This window comes from Kutzneria sp. CA-103260 (genome assembly GCF_018263855.1).
Taxonomy (GTDB): domain Bacteria; phylum Actinomycetota; class Actinomycetes; order Mycobacteriales; family Pseudonocardiaceae; genus Kutzneria.
This window is the reverse complement of record NZ_CP073318.1, coordinates 5,805,011-5,823,414: the sequence shown is the minus strand read 5'-3', so window position 1 is coordinate 5,823,414 and position 18,404 is coordinate 5,805,011. Positions and strand designations below refer to the sequence as shown.

The 18,404-nt window shown below is 70.7% G+C and carries 21 protein-coding genes; 11 read left to right on the top strand and 10 right to left on the bottom strand.

Going from position 1 to position 18,404, the window contains the following annotated elements; all coding sequences use genetic code 11:
• Nucleotides 1-4: 4 nt before the first annotated feature.
• Both JJ691_RS25425 and JJ691_RS25420 read right to left on the bottom strand, forming a co-directional pair.
• Nucleotides 5-1,492, bottom strand: coding sequence for a sensor histidine kinase (locus JJ691_RS25425; protein WP_211762166.1), 1,488 nt, complete (start codon nucleotides 1,490-1,492; stop codon nucleotides 5-7).
• Nucleotides 1,470-2,186 (bottom strand): response regulator transcription factor, encoded by a 717-nt coding sequence (locus tag JJ691_RS25420; RefSeq protein ID WP_211762165.1) that lies wholly within the window; start codon nucleotides 2,184-2,186, stop codon nucleotides 1,470-1,472. Before JJ691_RS25420 ends, JJ691_RS25425 begins: the two co-directional genes overlap by 23 nt.
• 155 nt (nucleotides 2,187-2,341) lie before the next feature.
• On the opposite strand from JJ691_RS25420, the gene JJ691_RS25415 reads away from it, so the two are divergent.
• Entirely contained in the window at nucleotides 2,342-2,992 is a 651-nt protein-coding gene (locus JJ691_RS25415) for a DUF5666 domain-containing protein (RefSeq protein WP_211762164.1), read from the top strand.
• Nucleotides 2,993-3,137: 145 nt separating this feature from the next.
• Here JJ691_RS25415 and JJ691_RS25410 read toward each other — a convergent pair whose 3' ends face one another.
• Nucleotides 3,138-4,628 carry a DUF7405 family protein gene (locus tag JJ691_RS25410; protein ID WP_211762163.1) on the bottom strand — a complete coding sequence of 497 codons (1,491 nt, stop codon included), beginning with the start codon at nucleotides 4,626-4,628 and terminating at the stop codon, nucleotides 3,138-3,140.
• A gap of 267 nt (nucleotides 4,629-4,895) precedes the next feature.
• Here JJ691_RS25410 and JJ691_RS25405 point away from each other — a divergent pair, with 267 nt between their 5' ends.
• From JJ691_RS25405 to JJ691_RS25375, 7 genes are all read left to right on the top strand, one after another.
• Nucleotides 4,896-5,480, top strand: a complete 585-nt coding sequence (locus tag JJ691_RS25405; protein ID WP_211762162.1) for a hypothetical protein — start codon at nucleotides 4,896-4,898, stop codon at nucleotides 5,478-5,480.
• Nucleotides 5,481-5,605: 125 nt separating this feature from the next.
• Nucleotides 5,606-6,817: an FGGY family carbohydrate kinase gene (locus JJ691_RS25400; protein WP_211762161.1), complete on the top strand. Its 1,212-nt coding sequence runs from the start codon at nucleotides 5,606-5,608 to the stop codon at nucleotides 6,815-6,817.
• Between the two features lie 44 nt (nucleotides 6,818-6,861).
• Nucleotides 6,862-7,353 carry a GtrA family protein gene (locus JJ691_RS25395; protein WP_442912426.1) on the top strand — a complete coding sequence of 164 codons (492 nt, stop codon included), beginning with the start codon at nucleotides 6,862-6,864 and terminating at the stop codon, nucleotides 7,351-7,353.
• Nucleotides 7,354-7,431: 78 nt separating this feature from the next.
• A complete protein-coding gene (locus tag JJ691_RS25390; RefSeq protein WP_211762159.1) occupies nucleotides 7,432-8,616 on the top strand; it encodes an alginate lyase family protein in 1,185 nt (394 codons plus the stop codon).
• A 163-nt stretch (nucleotides 8,617-8,779) separates the two neighbouring features.
• Nucleotides 8,780-9,529 (top strand): class I SAM-dependent methyltransferase, encoded by a 750-nt coding sequence (locus tag JJ691_RS25385; RefSeq protein WP_211762158.1) that lies wholly within the window; start codon nucleotides 8,780-8,782, stop codon nucleotides 9,527-9,529.
• On the top strand, nucleotides 9,526-10,431 hold the full coding sequence (locus JJ691_RS25380) for a DUF4037 domain-containing protein (RefSeq protein WP_211762157.1): 906 nt from the start codon (nucleotides 9,526-9,528) through the stop codon (nucleotides 10,429-10,431). The genes JJ691_RS25385 and JJ691_RS25380 overlap by 4 nt, the downstream gene beginning before the upstream one ends.
• Before the next feature lie 3 nt (nucleotides 10,432-10,434).
• Nucleotides 10,435-11,178, top strand: coding sequence for an SDR family NAD(P)-dependent oxidoreductase (locus JJ691_RS25375; protein ID WP_211762156.1), 744 nt, complete (start codon nucleotides 10,435-10,437; stop codon nucleotides 11,176-11,178).
• A gap of 31 nt (nucleotides 11,179-11,209) precedes the next feature.
• Here the strand turns inward: JJ691_RS25375 and JJ691_RS25370 are convergent, their stop codons facing one another.
• The 5 genes from JJ691_RS25370 to JJ691_RS25350 all read right to left on the bottom strand — a co-directional run bounded on the left by JJ691_RS25370 (nucleotide 11,210) and on the right by JJ691_RS25350 (nucleotide 14,395).
• Complete coding sequence (locus JJ691_RS25370) at nucleotides 11,210-12,091, bottom strand: hypothetical protein (protein ID WP_211762155.1); 882 nt, start codon at nucleotides 12,089-12,091, stop codon at nucleotides 11,210-11,212.
• Nucleotides 12,088-12,990 (bottom strand): sensor histidine kinase, encoded by a 903-nt coding sequence (locus tag JJ691_RS25365; protein WP_211762154.1) that lies wholly within the window; start codon nucleotides 12,988-12,990, stop codon nucleotides 12,088-12,090. The genes JJ691_RS25370 and JJ691_RS25365 overlap by 4 nt, the downstream gene beginning before the upstream one ends.
• A 15-nt stretch (nucleotides 12,991-13,005) precedes the next feature.
• Nucleotides 13,006-13,464, bottom strand: a complete 459-nt coding sequence (locus JJ691_RS25360; RefSeq protein WP_249227001.1) for a DUF6328 family protein — start codon at nucleotides 13,462-13,464, stop codon at nucleotides 13,006-13,008.
• Nucleotides 13,465-13,485: 21 nt separating this feature from the next.
• Complete coding sequence (locus JJ691_RS25355) at nucleotides 13,486-13,887, bottom strand: DUF6292 family protein (RefSeq protein WP_211762152.1); 402 nt, start codon at nucleotides 13,885-13,887, stop codon at nucleotides 13,486-13,488.
• Nucleotides 13,888-13,966: 79 nt separating this feature from the next.
• On the bottom strand, nucleotides 13,967-14,395 hold the full coding sequence (locus JJ691_RS25350; protein ID WP_211762151.1) for an ATP-binding protein: 429 nt from the start codon (nucleotides 14,393-14,395) through the stop codon (nucleotides 13,967-13,969).
• A 111-nt stretch (nucleotides 14,396-14,506) separates the two neighbouring features.
• Here JJ691_RS25350 and JJ691_RS25345 point away from each other — a divergent pair, with 111 nt between their 5' ends.
• The gene (locus tag JJ691_RS25345; RefSeq protein WP_211762150.1) at nucleotides 14,507-14,773 is read left to right on the top strand and encodes a DUF3040 domain-containing protein; all 267 of its coding nucleotides are present in this window, start codon (nucleotides 14,507-14,509) and stop codon (nucleotides 14,771-14,773) included.
• 48 nt (nucleotides 14,774-14,821) lie between these two features.
• Here the strand turns inward: JJ691_RS25345 and JJ691_RS25340 are convergent, their stop codons facing one another.
• A complete protein-coding gene (locus JJ691_RS25340) occupies nucleotides 14,822-15,265 on the bottom strand; it encodes a YdeI/OmpD-associated family protein (RefSeq protein WP_211762149.1) in 444 nt (147 codons plus the stop codon).
• Between the two features lie 17 nt (nucleotides 15,266-15,282).
• Between JJ691_RS25340 and JJ691_RS25335 the strand changes: the two genes are divergently transcribed.
• The gene (locus tag JJ691_RS25335; RefSeq protein ID WP_249227000.1) at nucleotides 15,283-16,023 is read left to right on the top strand and encodes a nucleotidyltransferase domain-containing protein; all 741 of its coding nucleotides are present in this window, start codon (nucleotides 15,283-15,285) and stop codon (nucleotides 16,021-16,023) included.
• Nucleotides 16,024-16,144: 121 nt separating this feature from the next.
• Here the strand turns inward: JJ691_RS25335 and JJ691_RS25330 are convergent, their stop codons facing one another.
• Entirely contained in the window at nucleotides 16,145-17,113 is a 969-nt protein-coding gene (locus JJ691_RS25330) for a helix-turn-helix domain-containing protein (protein WP_211762148.1), read from the bottom strand.
• 155 nt (nucleotides 17,114-17,268) lie between these two features.
• On the opposite strand from JJ691_RS25330, the gene JJ691_RS25325 reads away from it, so the two are divergent.
• Nucleotides 17,269-18,357, top strand: coding sequence for a mandelate racemase/muconate lactonizing enzyme family protein (locus tag JJ691_RS25325; RefSeq protein WP_211762147.1), 1,089 nt, complete (start codon nucleotides 17,269-17,271; stop codon nucleotides 18,355-18,357).
• Nucleotides 18,358-18,404 lie beyond the last annotated feature (47 nt).

Below are 18,404 nucleotides of genomic sequence, written 5' to 3'. Positions count from 1 at the left end.
GCGCTCACTGTGCGCCGGCTGTGAGCCGCACCGTGAACACAGTGCGGCCCGGCCGGCTCTCCAGGGCGACCTCGCCGCCGTGCGCGTCGACGATGGCGGCGACGATCGACAGCCCGAGCCCGGTGCCGCCGGACGCCCGCGAGCGGGAGCCGTCGCCGCGGGCGAACCGCTCGAACACTTCCGGTTGCAGCTGCTGGGGAATCCCCGGTCCGTCGTCGACGACCTGGAGCACGACCTCGCCGGGCTGTCCATTGTGGATCCCGGTGACCACGGTCGTGCCGGGCGGCGTGTGGGCGCGGGCGTTGCCGAGCAGGTTGAGCAGAACCTGGTGCAGCGCCTGGCTGTCGCCGAGCACGAACACCGGCTCGGCCGGAATCGCCAGCTGCCATCGGTGATCCCGGCTCGTCACGTGCGCGTCGCTGACCGCGTCGACCACCAGCCGGGACAGGTCGACGGGCTCGCGCGCGAGCGGCCGCCCGGCATCCAACCTGGCCAGCAGCAACAGTTCCTCGACGAGCGAGGTCATCCGGGTGGACTCGGACTGGATGCGCCGCATCGCGTGCGACACGTCCGGCGGCACCTGGCCCTCGTAGCGGCGGGTCAGCTCGGCGTAGCCGCGGATGGACGCCAGCGGGGTGCGCAGCTCGTGGCTGGCGTCGGCGACGAACTGCCGGACCCGGGTTTCGCTCTCCTGGCGGACGTTCAGCGCCGACGCCACGTGGCCGAGCATCCGGTTCAGCGCCGCCCCGACCTTGCCGACCTCGGTGCGCGGATCGGTGTCCTCGTCGGGAACCCTTACCGACAAGGCGACTTCGCCCCGATCCAGGGGAAGCTCGACCACCCGGCTGGCGGTCGCCGCCACCCGGTCCAACGGCCGCAACGCGGCGCTGATGATCACCGCGCCAGCACTGCCGGCGACCACCAACCCGATCCCCGCGATGACCAGCAGCGCGATGTTGATGCTGTCCAACGTGTTGTCGACCTGGTTCAGCGGCAGCCCGGTGAGCACCGCGCCGTTGTTCGTGGCGATCACGCGGTAGTCGCCGAGGCCAGGCACGCTCACGGTGTGCGGATGGCCGTCGGCCGGTGCGCTCGTCAGCGCGGCGATCTGGTTGTTGGCCAGGATCTTCGGGCAGACGTTCTGATCGAGCACGACCGCGCCCGAGCCACGCACGCCGAGTGCCCCGGGGCCGAGACCCGGGGGCACCACGTTCGTCGGCATGCCCGTGGTGTTGCACCAGTTCGGATACGGTCCGCCACGTCCTCCTCCGCCACCACCGCCACCGTCGAACGGGCCCGGGCCGTGATCGCCGCGGTCGACGGCCTGTTGGAGCTGGCTGTCCACCTGGGTGACCATGGTGTCGCGGATGAACACCTCGCCGATCAGGCCGATCGCCAGCGACACCACCGTGAGCAACAGGACGACGGCGACGACCAACTTGCGCCGGAGGGTCCAGCGCCGTCGGCGGTCAGCCCGTGGGACGGAGGACATAGCCGGCGCCGCGCATGGTGTGGATCATCGGTTCCCGGCCGGCGTCGATCTTCTTGCGCAGGTACGAGATGTACAGCTCGACGATATTGGCCTGGCCGCCGAAGTCGTACTCCCACACCCGGTCCAGGATCTGGGCCTTGCTCAGCACCCGGCGCGGGTTGCGCATCAGGTAGCGCAGCAGCTCGAACTCGGTGGCGGTCAGGTGGATCTCCTGGCCGTCCCGGCGGACCTCGCGGCTGTCCTCGTCCAGGGACAGCTCGCCGACCACCAGCTGCGAGCTGGTCACCGAGGCCACCGAGTTGGAACGGCGCAGCAGCGAGCGCACCCGCAACACCAGCTCCTCCACGCTGAACGGCTTGGTCACGTAGTCGTCGCCGCCCACGGTCAGCCCGGCGATGCGGTCCTCGACCGCGTCCTTGGCCGTCAGGAACAGCACCGGCACGTCGGGCTGGTCCATCCGGATCCGGCGCAGCACCTCCAGCCCGTCCAGGTCGGGCAGCATGATGTCGAGCACGATGGCGTCCGGGCGGAACTGCTTGGCCTCGCGGACCGCGGAGCTGCCGTCCGCGGCGCAGCGCACCGCCCAGCTCTCGAAGCGCAGAGCCATGCTCACCAGCTCCGCGAGCGCCGTCTCGTCGTCCACCACGAGCACCCGCGGCTGGCTGCCGTCCGCACGCCTGAGTTCGCCGTTCATCGCTCCATCCTGTTGGCCTCGACTTTGCGGTCGCTGTGTGAATCCTGTGTATCACCTGTGGGCCTTGCTCACAGGATGTGCCCACAGTGCGCACAGCTCGCGCACAGGCCGGCTCGCCAGGGTGGCTGTCACAAGCCCGAACCAGGAGGAAACCGATGGACACCCAGCAGCCCGCCGAAGGTTCCGAGCCGGTCTGGGGTGCAGCGCCGCAGCCGCAGCAGCCGCCGGCCACGCCCGATGGCTCCCCGCAGCAGTCCAAGCGCTGGTCGGCGGGCAAGACCGCCGCCGTGGTCGCCGTCGCCGCCGTCGTGGCCGCCGGTGGTGGCTACGGCATCTCCAAGCTGGTCGACACCGGCACCGCCAACGCCGCCACCCAGGGGCCCGGCGGCTTCGGGGCCGGCGGCGGTGGCGGCTTCGCCGGTGGCCGCGGCGGGGCCGGCGGCATCGGCGGACTGCTGTCCGCCCTGCACGGCGACTTCACCGTGTCCGACAACGGCAGCTACGTCACCGAGCGGCTGCAGACCGGCGAGATCACCGCGGTCAGCGCCACCTCGATCACCGCCAAGAGCACCGACGGCTACACCCAGACCTACGTGATCGACTCGTCCACCCAGGTCGACGAGGGCAATGAGCAGGTCAGCGCGCTCAAGACCGGCACCACGGTGACGATCATCGCCAAGCTGTCCGGCGGCACCGGCACCGCGACCTCCATCAGCGACCAGCAGATGACCGGCCGCGGCGGCTTCGGCGGCGGCGCCCCCGGCCAGACCCCCGGCGGCACCGGCACCGGCGGCACCGGCAACTAACCCAAGAGTTTGGGTGTCTTCAAGACCTGCAAACCACGGTCGCCGCTGTCTCTGACAGCCACAAACCCCCGGGCCGGCCCGGGGGTTTGTGGCTGTCAGAGACCTCCCTCGGCAGGGTTTGTGGGTCTTGGAGACACCCAATCCCTTAGACGAGTTCGGCTAGGGGGAAGGAGCGGTGGCGGCGGGGCGGGATGAGGTAGTTCTGCCGCCGGGTGGCGGTGATGAACCGCTCCAGCCCGTGGTCCTCCTCGTCCAGGTCGTACTTCTCCAGCAGGTCCACCGACGACTGGTTGGCCCGCATGGTGGCGAAGAAGTCGGCACTGGGGAAGAAGCCGGAGAACTGGAGCTTCGGGGTGTTGCGGCCGGTGGTGGTGTCCATGGCGTCGAAGCCGGGGCCGTCGATGCGGATATGGATGGGGCGGCCGTCGGCGGTGCGGGCGGAGCGCTGCAGCGTGGACAGGTGGCCCATGCGCTGGAACTGCTGGGCGCTCTGCTCGGCGTAGCCGGCGCCGTGGAACTGGTTGCGCACGATGGCGCCGCGCATGGTCAGGTTCGTCGGGCCGCCGCCGTTGTAGAACGGGTCGTCGGGGTTCTGCTCCACCGGCGCGGGGGAGTGGAACATGTACTGGATCCGCTCGTCGAACGGCTCCCGGGTGTCCGGGCCCTCGTCCGGGTCGCGCCCGTTGAGGTAGAACTGCTCCAGGTCCAGCAGCACGTGCGAGAGGTGCTGGATCGCGCCGTTGTCGAAGTACGAGCCGGGTGTCGCGGTGCTCAGGTGGATGCCGCCACCGCCGGCGAAGGTCACGTTCTGGGCCGGCGCGGCCGCGTCGACCTGCTGGTCGGCGAAACCCATCCACATCGGCGAGTCCGAGTTCACGAAGGACTGCCACGCGAAGCCGGCGTTGGCCGCGACGTAGCGGGGCAGGCCGATCTGCACGAACATCGCCCGCGACGAGGTGATCCGCATACCGGCGTCGAACCGCGGCGAGTTGATGGTGCGGCCGACCAGCTTGTTGCTGCCGGACAGCCACGACACGACGTCCGCCACATAGGACGGGTCGTCGCCGCGCACCGTGAACAGCAGGTCGTTGTCCTCCATCCGGACCGGCACGTTGAACGCCGGCCGGCGCAGTTCCAACACATGTGCGCCCGGGGCCACGTCAGTGGGCGAGGGCACCGCGCGTTGCAGCACCGGCAGGTCGCCGGACAGGGTGCGTGGCATGGTCGCGTCGACCACGGTCGCCGGGAACCGGGCGAAGTAGTTGTCGCTGTAGGACACGTGCGTGAAAATGCCGCCCGGCGCGTACGGATAGTTCGCCTCGACGGTGCGCAGCGCCGATTCCATTCGCGACTGGTCGGCCCAGCTGGGCCGGCCGCTCAGGGTCGCGGTGAGGAAAACCGTGTGCACCGGCGGCATGCCGACGGGAATGCCGTCGTAGGTGACCGCCGGCGGCATGAACGGGCCGAGGTCGAACTGCACGTCCGGGAACGACGTGGCCGGGTCGGCCATCGCCAGCCGTTGCGGCACGATCGCGCCGTCCTGGAGCAGCGCCAGTGTGCCGAGCGCGCCGGTGAACGCGCCCGCGGTGCGCAGCAGGGTGCGCCGCGAGACGGGTTTGCCAAGGATGGGCGCCATCGGCGCGGCCTGTGCAGCTGATCTCGGGTGGGCCACGGGACAGCGGCCGGGAGCTGTTTTTTCGGACACGGAAACCTCCGCCGCGGAAAGGTCGTACAATTGCTTCCCGGGTGTTGTGAGCAGGGAAATTCGCACCGCCGAGTCTACGGCCGTGGTCGTTAGGGAAAAACCACCGAAAGGTCCGTCGAATGCGTCCGTTCAGGCTGGCTTGAATTACTTAGGAACCGGCGGGGCAAATACCTAGTATTCCTAGGTAGGGTGGTCGGCATGCCTGTCACCGCAGCCGACCTGCACGCCGCGACCGCCGCTCTCGAAGCCGCCCTGGCCCCCGTCGTGGACCGCGACTGGACCGCCGCCGCCGGCACCGGCGACCTGGACGCGTACCGCACCGCCGAGCACGTCGGCGACTGCGTGCTGTCCTACGCCGCCCAGCTCGTGACCCGGCGCGACGACCGCTACGTCGCCTATGAGGCCGCGCTCATGAAGGACGCCACGGTCGCCGACGCGCTGGAGTTCGCCGTCACGGGCGGAAAGCTGTTGGCCGCGACGGTCGCCGTGACCGGGCCCGAGGTGCGGGCCTACCACCCGACCGGCATGGCCGACCCCGAGGGCTTCGCCGGCATGGGCGTGGTGGAGATCCTGGTGCACGGCGAGGACATCGCCCGCGGCCTCGGCGTCGCGCTCGATCCGCCGGCCGACGTCTGCGCGCGGGTCCTGGAGCGGATGTTCCCGGAGGTCAGCGTGGCTGCCGAGCCGTGGACGGCGCTGCTGTGGGCCACCGACCGCGTCGAGTTGCCGGGATTGCCGAACCGGGCAGGCTGGCGGTGGCAGGGCGCGCCGCTCCGAGACTGAGTGCTTTGGGACAGAATCCGGACAGTTCGCTCACAGCTGTCAACTCGTCCACTACGCAGCGTAGAAGACCGCCATGATGAGCAGTGCTAGTGGACATCGGGGAGCGGGCGGAACGGAGGCTGTAGATGACGGCGGCAGGGGCGGTCTTCGGGGTCGAGGTCGGGGCCGACTCGGTTCGGGTGGCCGTGCTGGGTGATCAGCTGGCCGTGTTGGACCACGTCCAGTTGCGCTACCCGCGAGGCACGCTCGACCCGTACGCCGCGCTGGACGTGGTGTTCGCGGCCATCGACCGCTGCGTCCAGCTGTGCGCGACCCGACAGCTCCCGGTGCGCGGCATGGCCCTGGCCGGATCGGGCGACACCCTGGTCGGCCTGGACGAGCTGGACCGGCCGATGACCCCGGTGTTCACCGGCCCGGACCCGCAGACCCGCGCGCTGGCCCGGCGGATCGGCCCGGAGCTGCGGCACGCCACCGGCGTCAGCGCGCACGGCGGCTCGCCGCTGGTGCGGCTGGCCTGGTTCGCCGAGCACGGCCCGGACCTGCTCACCCGCGTCGCCCGATGGTGTGAACTCAAGGACTTCGTGCTGTCCCGGCTGACCGCCCGCGTGCTGGCCGACACCTCGTGTGCCTCGGCCGGCGGCCTGCTGGCCGTCGCCGAACCCGAGTGGTCCGCGAAAGCGCTGGAGCTGGCCGGCATCGGCACCGCCCAGCTGCCGCCGCTGGTCGACCCCACCGACCAGGTGCCGCTGGTCACCGAGGCGGCCCAACTGCTGGCCCTGCCGGCATTGCTGCCGCTGGTCGTCGGCGCGGCCGGGCTGCCGCTGGCGGCGCTGGGCATGGGCGTGACCGACGCCGGCACCGCCGTGCTCTGGCTCGGTTCCCGGCTCGTGCTGGCGGTGTTGAGCCCGCGACCGGTCTCCGACGACGTCCTGTTCACGCAGCGCCTGGCCGATGGCGTCTGGGCCGTCGGCGTCGATCTGACCGACGGCCAGTCGCCGCCGGCCGTGCGGATCGACGGCCTCGGCCGGCTGCTCGTCGCTGCCGGCGATGCGCTGACCGCCGCCGGCGCGCCGATCAGCCGGGTGCGCGTCGACCCGGCCGTGCTGAAGGTGCCGATGGCGGCCGAGGTCGTCGCCGCCGCGCTGGGCGTGCCGGTCGAGATCGCCCCGGACGAGCCGCCGGCCGCGGTCGGGGCCGCCCTGCTCGCCGCCCGCTCGCTGGGGTTCGCGTCCTGCATCCGGTCCGCCGCCCGCACCCGGCCCGCGGTCCGCACCGTTGCCCCGGATCCCCGGCTCAGCGCGGCCGACGTGGAACGGCTGAGCGGGACCACTCGCTGAACGTTTGGCGAACCGCGGGCAACCTTCGCAAAAGCCTTGGCACGATGGTGGGCGTGCCAACACAGACCAACCCGCCGCAGACGCGGGCGGAGCGCTTCGGCAGCTGGCTCACCGGGTGGGCGACCAAGCTGCCGCCGAGGCTGCGCTTCATCACGCCCGAACTGGTGGGGTTCGTCATTCTGGGGACCTTCACGTTCGCCATCGACCTGTCCATCCTGGCCGTGCTGCGGGCGTGGGCCCCGGATCTGCCGCTCTGGGTGCCGCTGACCATCGGCTACAGCTGCGCGTTCGGCATCAACTACGTGCTGAACCGCACCATGAACTTCAAGTCGCACGCCCCGATCGGCGGGCAGGCGCTGCGTTTCATCGTGCTCACGCTGGCCGATCTCGGCCTCACCAGCCTGATCACCACCTGGCTGGACCACGCCGGTCTGCCGCTGCTCCTCGCGCGGATCGGGGCGGCCGCCTGCGTCGGATTGTTCACATATGTGGGCGCTCGGTTCTGGGTTTTCCGGAAAGAGCCAGTGCAAGATTGACGAAAGTGGTCTGGACCTCTAAGACTGACATTCCCCTGCTAGTTCTCGGTCAGGCACCGCCGCCATCCGAGGAGTGTCATGTCGAAACGTGTGACCACGTCCCTGCTCGCGATTCTGTCGTTGCTCGTCTCCCTGCTGGCCGTCGGATCGGTTAGCCAGCAGGCCGGGGCGGCGCCGGCGGCGTTCGTGCATCCCGGTGTGCTGGTCAGCCAGGCCCAGCTGGACTACATCCGGTCCCAGGTCAACGCCGGTGCCCAGCCGCAGACCCAGGCCTACCAGGCCATGATGTCCGACGCCCTACTGTCGCAGAGCCGGTCGCCCCACCCGCGCTCCGTCGTCGAGTGCGGCCCGTACTCCAACCCCAATCTCGGCTGCACCGACGAGCGCCAGGACGCGCTCGCGGCCTACGGCAACGCGCTGGCCTGGTACATCACCCAGAACGCGACGTACGCCAAGAAGGCCATCTCCATCATGGACGCCTGGTCCGCGGTGATCACCAGCCACACCAACAGCAACGCCCCGCTGCAGACCGGCTGGGCCGGCTCGGTGTGGCCGCGCGCCGCCGAGATCATCCGCTACACCTACAGCGGCGGCTGGGCCAACCTCAGCCGGTTCCAGACCATGCTGCGCACCGTCTACCTGCCCGTGGTCATCAAGGGCAGCAACAGCAACGGCAACTGGGAACTGACCATGATGGAGGCCGCCGTCGGCATCTCCGTCTTCCTCGACGACAAGGGCAGCTACGACACCGCCATGGCCAAGTACATGCTGCGCGTGCCGGCGTACGTGTACCTGACCACCGACGGCGCCCTGCCCAAGACCGTGCCCGGCGGCCCCAGCGGCAGCGCCGCGATCATCAGCTACTGGCAGGGCCAGAGCACCTTCGTCAACGGCCTCACCCAGGAGACCTGCCGCGACTTCACGCACACCGGCTACGGCATCGCGTCCATCTCGGACGTCGCCGAGACCTCCCGGATCCAGGGCAACGACCTGTACACCGGCGACATCGGCACCCGCCTGCGCTACGCGCTGGGTTTCCAGGCCCAGTACGAACTCGGCGCGGCCGTGCCGTCCTGGCTGTGCGGCGGCAAGGTCAACAAGGGCCTCGGCCCGGTGACCGAGGTCGGCTACAACGCCCTGGCCAACCGGCTGCCCAACGTCATGGCCAACACCAAGACGCTGGTCATGAACAACCGGCCGGCCGGCGACAACATCCTGTTCGTGGCGTGGGAGACCCTGACCCACGGCAACCAGCCGAACTGACCCCTGTCGCACCTGAGTGGCTCACATGGCTTTTCCAGTGAGCCACTCAGATGCGTTCCCCACGCCACCTGAGTGGCTCATGTGCCTTTCCAGGCTCAAGCGAGCCACTCAGGTGGGCGCGTCCGCTGGAAATGCGCTTGCCCGGCGTGTGAGGCTGGACGGCATGGCCACCTTCGAGGATCTTGTCGCCGAGGGCGCGGCGGCGCCGGTCGACGGCTGGGACTTCTCCTGGTTCGAGGGCCGGGCGACCGAGGCCCGCCCGTCCTGGGGCTATGCCCGGCTGATCGGCGAGCGGCTGGCCACGGTGGAGTCCGCTTTGGACGTCCAGACCGGCGGCGGCGAAGTGCTCAACACCGTCGAGAAGCTGCCGTCGCGGACGGCGGCGACCGAGGGCTGGCCGCCGAGCCTGGCGGTGGCCCGCCGGCTCCTGGAGCCGCGCGGCGTGGAGGTCGTCCAGGCCGACAACCTCGACCCGCTGCCGTTCCCGGACTCCTCCTTCGAGTTGGTGGTCAGCCGGCATCCCACGGAGGTCGGCTGGGCGGAGATCGCCCGGGTGCTCAAGCCCGGCGGCGGCTATCTCTCGCAGCAGGTCGGATCCGGCTCCATGCACGAGGTCTCGGAGGCGTTCCTGGGGCCGCTGGAGGTCGACAACTCCCGTGATCCCGAACTGGCGGCGGCCGACGCCGAGAAGGTCGGACTGGAGGTCGTCGACCTCCGGCACGAGTCGCTGCGCGCCACCTTCAACGACATCGCGGCGGTGGTGCACTTCCTGCGCAAGGTGATCTGGATCGTCCCGGGGTTCACTGTGGACGCCTACCTCCCGCAGCTGCGGGCCCTGCACGACCAGATCCAGCGCAGCGGCCCGTTTGTCGCGCACACCAAGCGTTTCCTCATCGAAGCCCGCAAGAGGTGACGGGGCTCAAGGAGTCCCGGGAGCATTACGAGTCGGAGCTGGCGCCGAAGCTGCAAGGCATTCCGCACGCCGCCGCCCGCATCGGCCACGGCTCGGAGGTGGTGGGCTTCGACACGGACCGGTCCCGCGACCACGACTGGGGTCCGTTCGTCCAGATCTTCGTGCCGGACCCGGACTCGGTGCCAGTACAGGCGTTTCGGCCGGGGGAGTGGCTGCGCGGCCATCTGGGCTTCGATCCGTTGGCCGGGATCACGACGTTCGACTGGCTGGCCACCTCGTCCCAGGGCTTCGCCGAGGTCACGGCCGGCGCGGTGTTCCATGACGACATCGGCGACCTCACCCGAGCCCGGTCCGCACTGGCCTGGTATCCCGACGACATCTGGCGATACCTGTTGGCCTGTCAGTGGAAACGCCTCAGCCAGGAGGAGGCCTTCGTCGGCCGGACCCGTGAGGTCGGCGACGAGCTCGGGTCCGCGGTGCTCGCCGCCCGGCTGGTCCGCGACGTGATGCGGCTGTGCTTCCTGATGGCTCGCCGCTACGCCCCGTACGGCAAGTGGTTCGGCAGCGCCTTCGCTCAATTGCCTTGTGCCGCAACGCTGACGCCGATGCTCCACGGAGCGCTGGGGTCCGATCGCGAGGAGCACCTGGCGGCCGCCTACCGGTTCGTCGCCGGCTGGCACAACGAGCTCGGCCTCACCGACCCGATCGACCCGGCCACCCGCCCGTACCACACCCGGCCCTACCAGGTGCTGCACGCCGAACGCTTTGCCGAAGCCCTGCTCGACACCGTCGCCGACGCCGAGATCCGCCGCCTTCCCTGGTACGGCAACGTCGACCAGGCCTTCGACAGCACCGACGCCCTGGCCGACCGCGACCGATGCCGCGCCCTGTTCCGGAGGTAGACCATGACAAGGCTGCACGGCCGGCGCGCGCTGGTCACGGGTGGCACCGGCGGCATCGGGCGGGCGATCGCGGCCCGGCTGGCCGGCGCGGGCGCGAGGGTGGTGATCACCGGCCGGGACACGGAGCGCGGCGAGGAGGTGGCCGCCCGCCTGCGCGCCGATGGCGCCAAGGCGGACTTCGTAGCGGCCGATCTGGCCGGCGGCGGGGCGGCGGTGCGCGAGCTGGCCGACCGGGCCGGCGAGATCGACATCCTGGTCAACAACGCGGCGGCGGTGGTGACCGGCGACCACTCCATGCTCGACGCCACCGAACAACAGCTCGACGCCGTGCTCGGGATGAACGTGAAGGTGCCGTTCCTGCTCACCTCGGCGCTGGTCCCCGGCATGATCGCCCGCGGCGGCGGGGCAGTGGTCAACATCGGTTCGATCGCCGGCAGCACCGCGCCGCTGATCACCCCGGTCTACGGTGCGAGCAAGGCGGCCCTGCACATGCTGACCAAGTCGTGGGCGGTGGAGCTGGCGGCCAAGGGAGTGCGGGTCAACGCGGTCGCCCCAGGTCCGGTGGTCACCGAACTGGACGACGCGGCCCGGCTGGCCCGGGTGGCGGAGGTCGGGGCCAGCTTCCCCTCGGGCCGACCGAGCACCGGCGACGAAGTCGCGGCGGCGGTGCTGTTCCTGGCCGGCGACGAGGCCGCCAACATCCACGGCGTGATCATCCCGGTGGACGGCGGCGGCTCCGTGATCTAGGCCCTCTCATCACGCTGGGAACCCGCTCGCGTCAGGGCCGGTGGACGCGTAGCCCGAGGCCGCCGGCTCCCAGCAGCACCGCGCCGGCGATCAGCACCAGGATCGCCTCGCTGATCGCGCCGCGGGTCCAGTCCCACACCGCCTCCGGCACCGCGGTGGTCATGCCGATCACCCCGCCGATGAGCAGGATGGGCATCCGGTCGGCGAGATAGCAGCCGAAACACACCAGCGCCACGACGAACGTCGTCGAGTACACGATGAACGCGTGCTCCGGGAACTGCGCGCCGATCAGGGCCAGGGCGGCGGCCACACCGGCGCCGGTGGCACGGTGCCGAACGACTTCCGTGCCGACCAGCACAGCCCAGGCGGCGGCGAGCAGCAGCAGCCCGCCACCGGTCCACGACGGCGACAGCCCGGCCAGGTCGACCAGACCGACCATCGCCGACGCGCCGGCCAGACCGGCCACCGGCAGCGCGAACACCGCCGGCCAGGCGGCGTAGCCGGCGACCGCGAGCACCAGCCCGGCGAGCCCGCCGGCCAGCGCCGGATGCGTGTCGAGGGCGACCGAGCCGGCCAGACCGCCGGTCAGCGCGCCCAGCGCCAGCAGCACGCCGGTGACCCGGTTGCGCAGGGCGACGGCGGCCCCGATCAGCACCACCGTCACGCCGACCAGCAGCCACACCCGCCCGGCGTGGGAGAAGGCGTCCCACGAGGTGCCGACCACGAGGGCGGCCCCGGCCAGCAGCAGCGCGCCGCCGACGTAGCCGACCAGCTCGGCGATCCGCCGGCGCACCGGTGTTGGCTCCGCGTCGGTCAGCGCGTCACGCACGGCGTCGGCCTCCCGCTGGGACAACGTGCCCGCCGAGACCAACTGACCCAGTGCGCGTTCCTGACCGTGCGCGAGCTTCGTCATCCTTGGGGGATACCCGTTCCGGCGATCCGCAACCGCACCACGGTGCCGATTTCGGGCGAGGACCGCACCTGTACCAAGTCGCACAGTTGGTTGACCATCCACATGCCCCGCCCGCGCGGCTGGGCCGGTGTCGGCCGGTGACGTCCGACGAGCGGATCAGTGATCACGCCCTCGTCCCGCACCTCGCACACCAGGTCGCCGTCCTCGGCCCACAGCCGCACCATGCCGCCGCCACCGCCGTGGTCGACGCTGTTCACCATCACCTCGTGCACGGCCAGCGCGAGCCGTTCGACGGCGTCGGCGTCGAGGCCCTGCTGGCGTGCCTTGCCGGCGATGTACTCCCGCACCCCGGTCACGCCGTCCAGGTCGAACCGCAGCAGCGTGGTCGGGCCGAAGGGCTCCGGCAGCGGTTGGGCCAGCGTGCAGCCGCGATGCCGTGCGTCGAAGGCGGGATTCGACGCACCCTCCCACCACGGATGGCTGGCTCGGGCCGGCGCCGGCTCGGGGAGCGCGTACGCGCACAGCAGTCGCCAGTCGGTGTCGGCGAACGCGACGTTCAGCAGCACCTCGTGCTGGTGGCACTCGACCAGCGCCGCCGCCCGTCGCCCCGCGTGCACCGGCTCGCCGACGCCCCGACAGGGCCGGCCCTGGTTGCGGTCCAGGAACTCCCGCCACAGCGGGATGATCCGCGCCGGGTTGTGGCCGACGTCCAGCATGTCCAGGAACTCGACGCCATGGCCGTCCGCGCCCAGCCCGTCCCGGGCCAGGTCCAACCGCTCGGCCGGCGCGATCACCAGCACCGCGGCGTCCTCGGCCAGCCCGGCCCGCGCGAAGGCGGTCACCTGGGCGACGAAGCCCTCCTCGCCGTCGTAGCCGAAGGCCTCGTGCCGGAATGCCACCGCGTAAAGGTATGCCTAGCGCGGCGCGATCCGCATCCAGAGCGGCAGGATGAACCACAGCGTCAGGAACAGCAGCCCGAACCCGGCCGACAGCAGCGCGCCCAGCAGGGCGCCGAACACCATGTAGCCGATCATCAGCACGGTCCCGGTCATGGCCGCGGCCAGCAGGATCAGTCCGACCAGCGCGGACACCGACGCGGTGCGGATGATCTGCTCGCGGTGCCCGTGCCGGAACAGGATCCGGTGCCAGGCGGCCGGCGCGATCAGGAACGCCGCCGAGCCGGCGGCCAGCGAGGTGGTCACCACGTGGGTCACGTGCACCAGGTGGCCGGCGTTGGCGTAGCGATCGGTGAAGGCCAGCGTGAGCAGGAAACCGAACAGCACCTGCACGCCGTTCTGCGCGACGCGCAACTCCTGGAGCAGCTCGGCGAGATTGCGGGCCAGCCGTTCCGGTTCGGTCTCCTCGGGCGCCATCACACCCGGCAGTACACCACGCTAGGCGGTGACGAACTTGGCCAGCCGGTCGGCCAGCCGCTCCCGGGACCGGCAACGCGGCGGATTGGGCTGACCCGGGCAGTTGCCCACGACCACCTCGTCGACGAAGTGCCGGATCCGACCGGGCGTGGGCAGCGGGTCGGGGCCGAGGTAGCTGAGCACCACCGGACCGTCGAGGGTGTCCACCTCGAGCCCGATCGACCAGCCGTGCCGCTCGTCCCAGACCAGCATCAGGTCGTACTCGATGAACAGGGGATGCCGGTTGGGCAGCGCGATGTAGGCCGACGCGAGGTCGCCGACCTCGTGGTACATGGCGTCCGCCGGCACGCCGAGCAGGCGCGCGACCGCGGTCACGTAGCGGCCGAGGCCGAGGGCCGCCTCGCTGTTCGGTGCGACGTTCATGCTTCGCCCCCCGCGGATCAGTGGTAGGTCCAGCGGGGATACCCAGGCCGGTACTAACCCAAACGTGATGTGATGCGGGTCACATGTCAGGCAGGGTGAAAGACACCTCGGTGCCGTCTGACCTGCGGTTCAGGCTCACCTGGGTTGACAGCGCCCGGATCAACGCCAGCCCTCGGCCCCGGTCACCGGGGTCCGCCGGCTGCTGTCGCCACGTTCCGTAGTCGCGGACCCGGCCGTGCACCGCGCCGTTGTCGTCCACCGCCAGCCACAGGTCCACCGACCCCGGCTCGCCCGAGCGGTAGCCGTGCTCGATGGCGTTGGCCGCGGCCTCGCCCACCACCAGCTGCAGGTCCTCCAGCAGCTCGCCGGACAGGCCCGCCGAGGACGCCCAGTCCCGCACCACTTTGCGCATGCCGGCCAGCTCTCCGGGTAGGCCGCTGAACCGCAGGGCCAGCGGGACGGCGTGCGCCCTCGCCCTGTCCACGTCCTCGCGTCTCGACCCGTTCACCTGACCTCCGGCGATCAGGCTATCCAGCACCGGGTTCGGCTGCCAGTGAACCGGGTGCGGGTCGCGCCGGTATATGGGAGCGCAGTCGCCGCCTGGACGAGTGGAGCCGGAATGCTCAGTCAGCACGAACGCCGTCAGCTGGACGAGATCGAACGCGGCCTGACCGCCCAGTACCCGGCGCTCGCCATCCGCCTCGGCGGCAGCATCCTGGACCGGTACCGGTGGACGCTGGAGTTCATGTGGGCGTTCGGCCTGTGCTGCTTCGTGCTCGGCATCGTGGTCAACAGCGGCCAGCTCGGCCTGTCCGGCCTCGGCTTCCTGATCGCCGGCCTGCTGCTGCGCCACCGCAAGTACCTGTTCAGCCTCTTCAGCGGCTGAACCCCGCGAGTCCCGCTCTCCGGCAGCCATGTGTCGAGTTCCGGCAGATCAACTTCCGCCCTTCAGCCGCTCCACCGTCTTGCCCAGCCGGTTCTGCCGGGTCTCGGGCTTCTTCGCCTCCTCGATCCACCGCACGTACTCCTTGCGGTGGGTGAACGGCAGGCCGTCGAACAGGCGCTGGGCCTCGGGGTCGGCGGCGAACACGGCAGCCAGGTCGGCCGGCACCTCGACCTCGCGGGGCGCGGTGTCGAGGGTGACCTCCACGTCGACCTCGTCCCCGGCGGCGACGCCGGCGGCGGTCCGGTTCTCGGCGCTGAGCGGGATGAGGAACTGGCCGCCGCGCACGCCGACGGAACTCCGGTAGGTGTGCCCGCCGACGGTGACCTGCACCTTGGGCTGCCGGCCGGCGGCGAGCGCCTCGATCACCTCGGGCGGTACCAGCAGCCCGGTCGCGGTCTTGCCGCCCAGCAGCACGGTGGTCCGGAATCTCATGCCGGCAGTATGAGCTCATGACCATCTTCACGCCCCAGGACCGTGACCGCCTGCTGACCGTCTTGATCGACCGCGCCCGCAGGGACGGCCGGATCAGTGGGGCGGCGCTGACCGGGTCGGGCGCGTTGGGCGGGGCGGACCGGTGGTCGGACATCGACTTCGCGCTGGGCATCGACGGCGACCGCGACGAGGTGATGGCCGACTGGACTGCATTCCTCTATCGGGAGCACGGCGTTGTCCACCACATGGATGTGCCGTCCCGCTCGGCGATCTACCGGGTGTTCCTGCTGCCGGACACGCTCCAGGTGGACATCGCGTTCGTGCCGGCGGCCGAGTTCGGGGCCACCGCGCCGACCTTCCGGCTGTTGTTCGGGACCGCTGCCGAGCAGCCGCCGGTCACCCCGCCGAGCGCCCGGGCCGAGATCGACATGGCCTGGCTGTACGCCCTGCACGTGCGTTCGAGCATCGAGCGTGGCCGTGACTGGCAGGCCGAATACATGCTGGGTGGCCTCCGCAACGCCGTGCTGACGCTCATGTGCCTGCGCCACGACGTGCCGGCCAGCCAGGGACGGGGACTGCACCTGCTCCCGCCCAGTGAAACCAAGGCCGCCTTGGCAACACTGGTCGGCTCGCTGGAGGAGGCCGAGCTGCGCCGGGCCTTCCGTGCGGCGGTCGAGTTGCTGCTGGACGAAGCGGTTCACTTCGACGCTGACTTGGCCTGGACCCTCGCCGCCCCTTTGCGGTTGATGCTCGGCTGAGCCACCAACCGAGCACTGCTTGTCTCTGCTGTTGCCCCACACCACCGCCGAAATGCCACATGTGCGCCACAGTCGACTCTCAGCGCCACATGTGGACCACATGTGGCGGAAAAGGCGGGGGTTAGCGGGTGGGGAGGCTGCCCAGGTTGAGGCGCTGGTCGCGGGTGTCGGTGGGGGTGCAGCCGAAGCGGGACTTGTACTGGCGGGAGAAGTGGGCGATGTCCGTGATGCCCCACTTCGCGCAGATCGCCCCGATCATCAGGTCGGGGCGGGCCAGCAGGTCGGCGTGGCAGCCGTCGAGGCGCCGGTTCTTGATGTGCGTGGACACGGTCTCGCCGCGCTGCTGGAACACGCGGTGCAGGGTGCGCACGGAGATGTGGTGGGCGGCGGCGATGCGCTCCACCGACAGTTCGGGGTCGCCGAGCCAACTGTCGATGTAGGCGCTGATCTGGGCCTCCAGCGCCGGTGACACGGGCTGGGCCCGTCGGGACAGGGTGCCGACGAGCAGATCCGACACGGCCTCGGAGGCGGCGGCCAGCCCGGCACTGTCCAGACCGGACGCCGCCTTCATGGTGGCGAGAATGTGCTGCACCAGCAGTTCCCCGACGCCCTCCACGGCCAGCGTGCTGCCGACCAGCCGGTTGACGCCGGGCACCTGGCTCTCCAGCCGGGCCGCGTCGACGTAGACGGTGAGCAGCCGGTTCTGCGTGGAGTGCCGGGCCTCCAACGGGTTCACGGTCGAGCAGAGCGCGGCCCGGCCGGGCTTGAGCAGCAGGTCGGCGCCGCGGTGGCGGATCCGGGTGGTGCCCTCCACGCATACGCACAGATAGGTCAACCCGTTGGGGGACAGTCGGATCAGCGACTCGGTCCGCTCGGTGTGCGCGCCGGTGCCCTGATAGGTCCAGTCGAACGTGGTCACGCCGCCGATCAGCAGCCGCGTCACGGTCCGAAAGCCGGTGCCCGGCCGCCCCAGAGTGCCCGTGTACTGGAGGCTCTGTCCGCCGACCGGGAGCGCGAATGTCTGGCGGGCACTGCCCTTTTCGACGACGCCCTCGTCTACCCGATGGTGGAAGGCGGCTGCCGGCGGCATGTCGAGGAGTGTACGCGCGGGCGGATCTTGGGACCCCGACACGGCCCGGTAACGGCTGAAACACGACCCATTGACACCCGGCAAAGCCGCGTTAACAATCACGTACCACCGATCGTATAGGATCCATGAAGACCGAACCCGATGGAGGGCGAGGCGTGGCCACAGTCCGCAAGGCCGAGGCGTTCCTGGTGGACCTCGAGGTCGAGCAGGTGCGCACGGACGCGGTGCAGGCGTTCCTGTCCCAGGAGACGGTCTTCGTCGAGCTGACCACCGATGACGGTGCGGTCGGCCTGGGCTACACCTACACGATCGGCACCGGTGGCACCGCCGTGCTGGCCCTGCTGCGCGACCACCTGCTGCCGCGGCTGGTCGGTGCGGACGCCACCCGTGTCGAGGCCGTCTGGCACGACCTGTTCGCGTCGACCCGGGCCACCACCGTCGGTGCGATCACCTCGCTGGCCCTGGCCGCCGTCGACACCGCGCTGTGGGATCTGCGGTGCATCCGCGCGGGCGAGCCGCTGTGGCGGGTGGCCGGCGGCTTCCAGTCGCGGGTTCCCTTGTACGACACCGAAACGGGCTGGCTGCACCTGAACACCGACGAGCTGGTGGCCGGCGCGCTGAAGGCCAGGGACGCGGGCTGGCGCGGCATCAAGGTCAAGGTCGGCAAGCCCAGCGGGGCCGAGGACGCGGCCCGGCTGGCCGCGGTGCGGGAGGCGGTCGGCCCGCACTTCCCGGTCATGGTCGACGCCAACCAGTCGATGACGCTGGCCGAGGCGCTGCGCCGGGCCGAGTTGTTCGCGCCGCTGGGCCTGACCTGGCTGGAGGAGCCGCTGCCGGCCGACGACGTGGCGGCGCACGAACGGTTGGCCCACGCCACCAACATCCCGATCGCCGTCGGCGAGTCGCTGTACTCGGTGGCGCAGTTCCGCGAGTACCTGCACCGTGGCGCGGCCTCGGTCGTGCAGGTGGATGTGGCGCGCATCGGCGGCATCACGCCGTGGCTGAAGGTCGCGCACACCGCTGAGACGTTCAACGCGGAGGTCTGTCCGCATTTCCTGATGGAGCTGCACGTGAGCCTGGCGGCCGCCGTGCCCAACGGCCGGTTCGTCGAGCACATCCCGCAGCTGCGGGCCATCACCACTGGGGAGATGTCCGTTGTGGACGGCTGTGCCGTCGCACCGGACATGCCGGGACTGGGCATCGCCTGGAACCGGGACGCCATGGACGACCTGCGGGTCGCCTGACCAACAGTGTCCCTTGTGGACAGTCAGCAACGGTGCGACTGAGATGG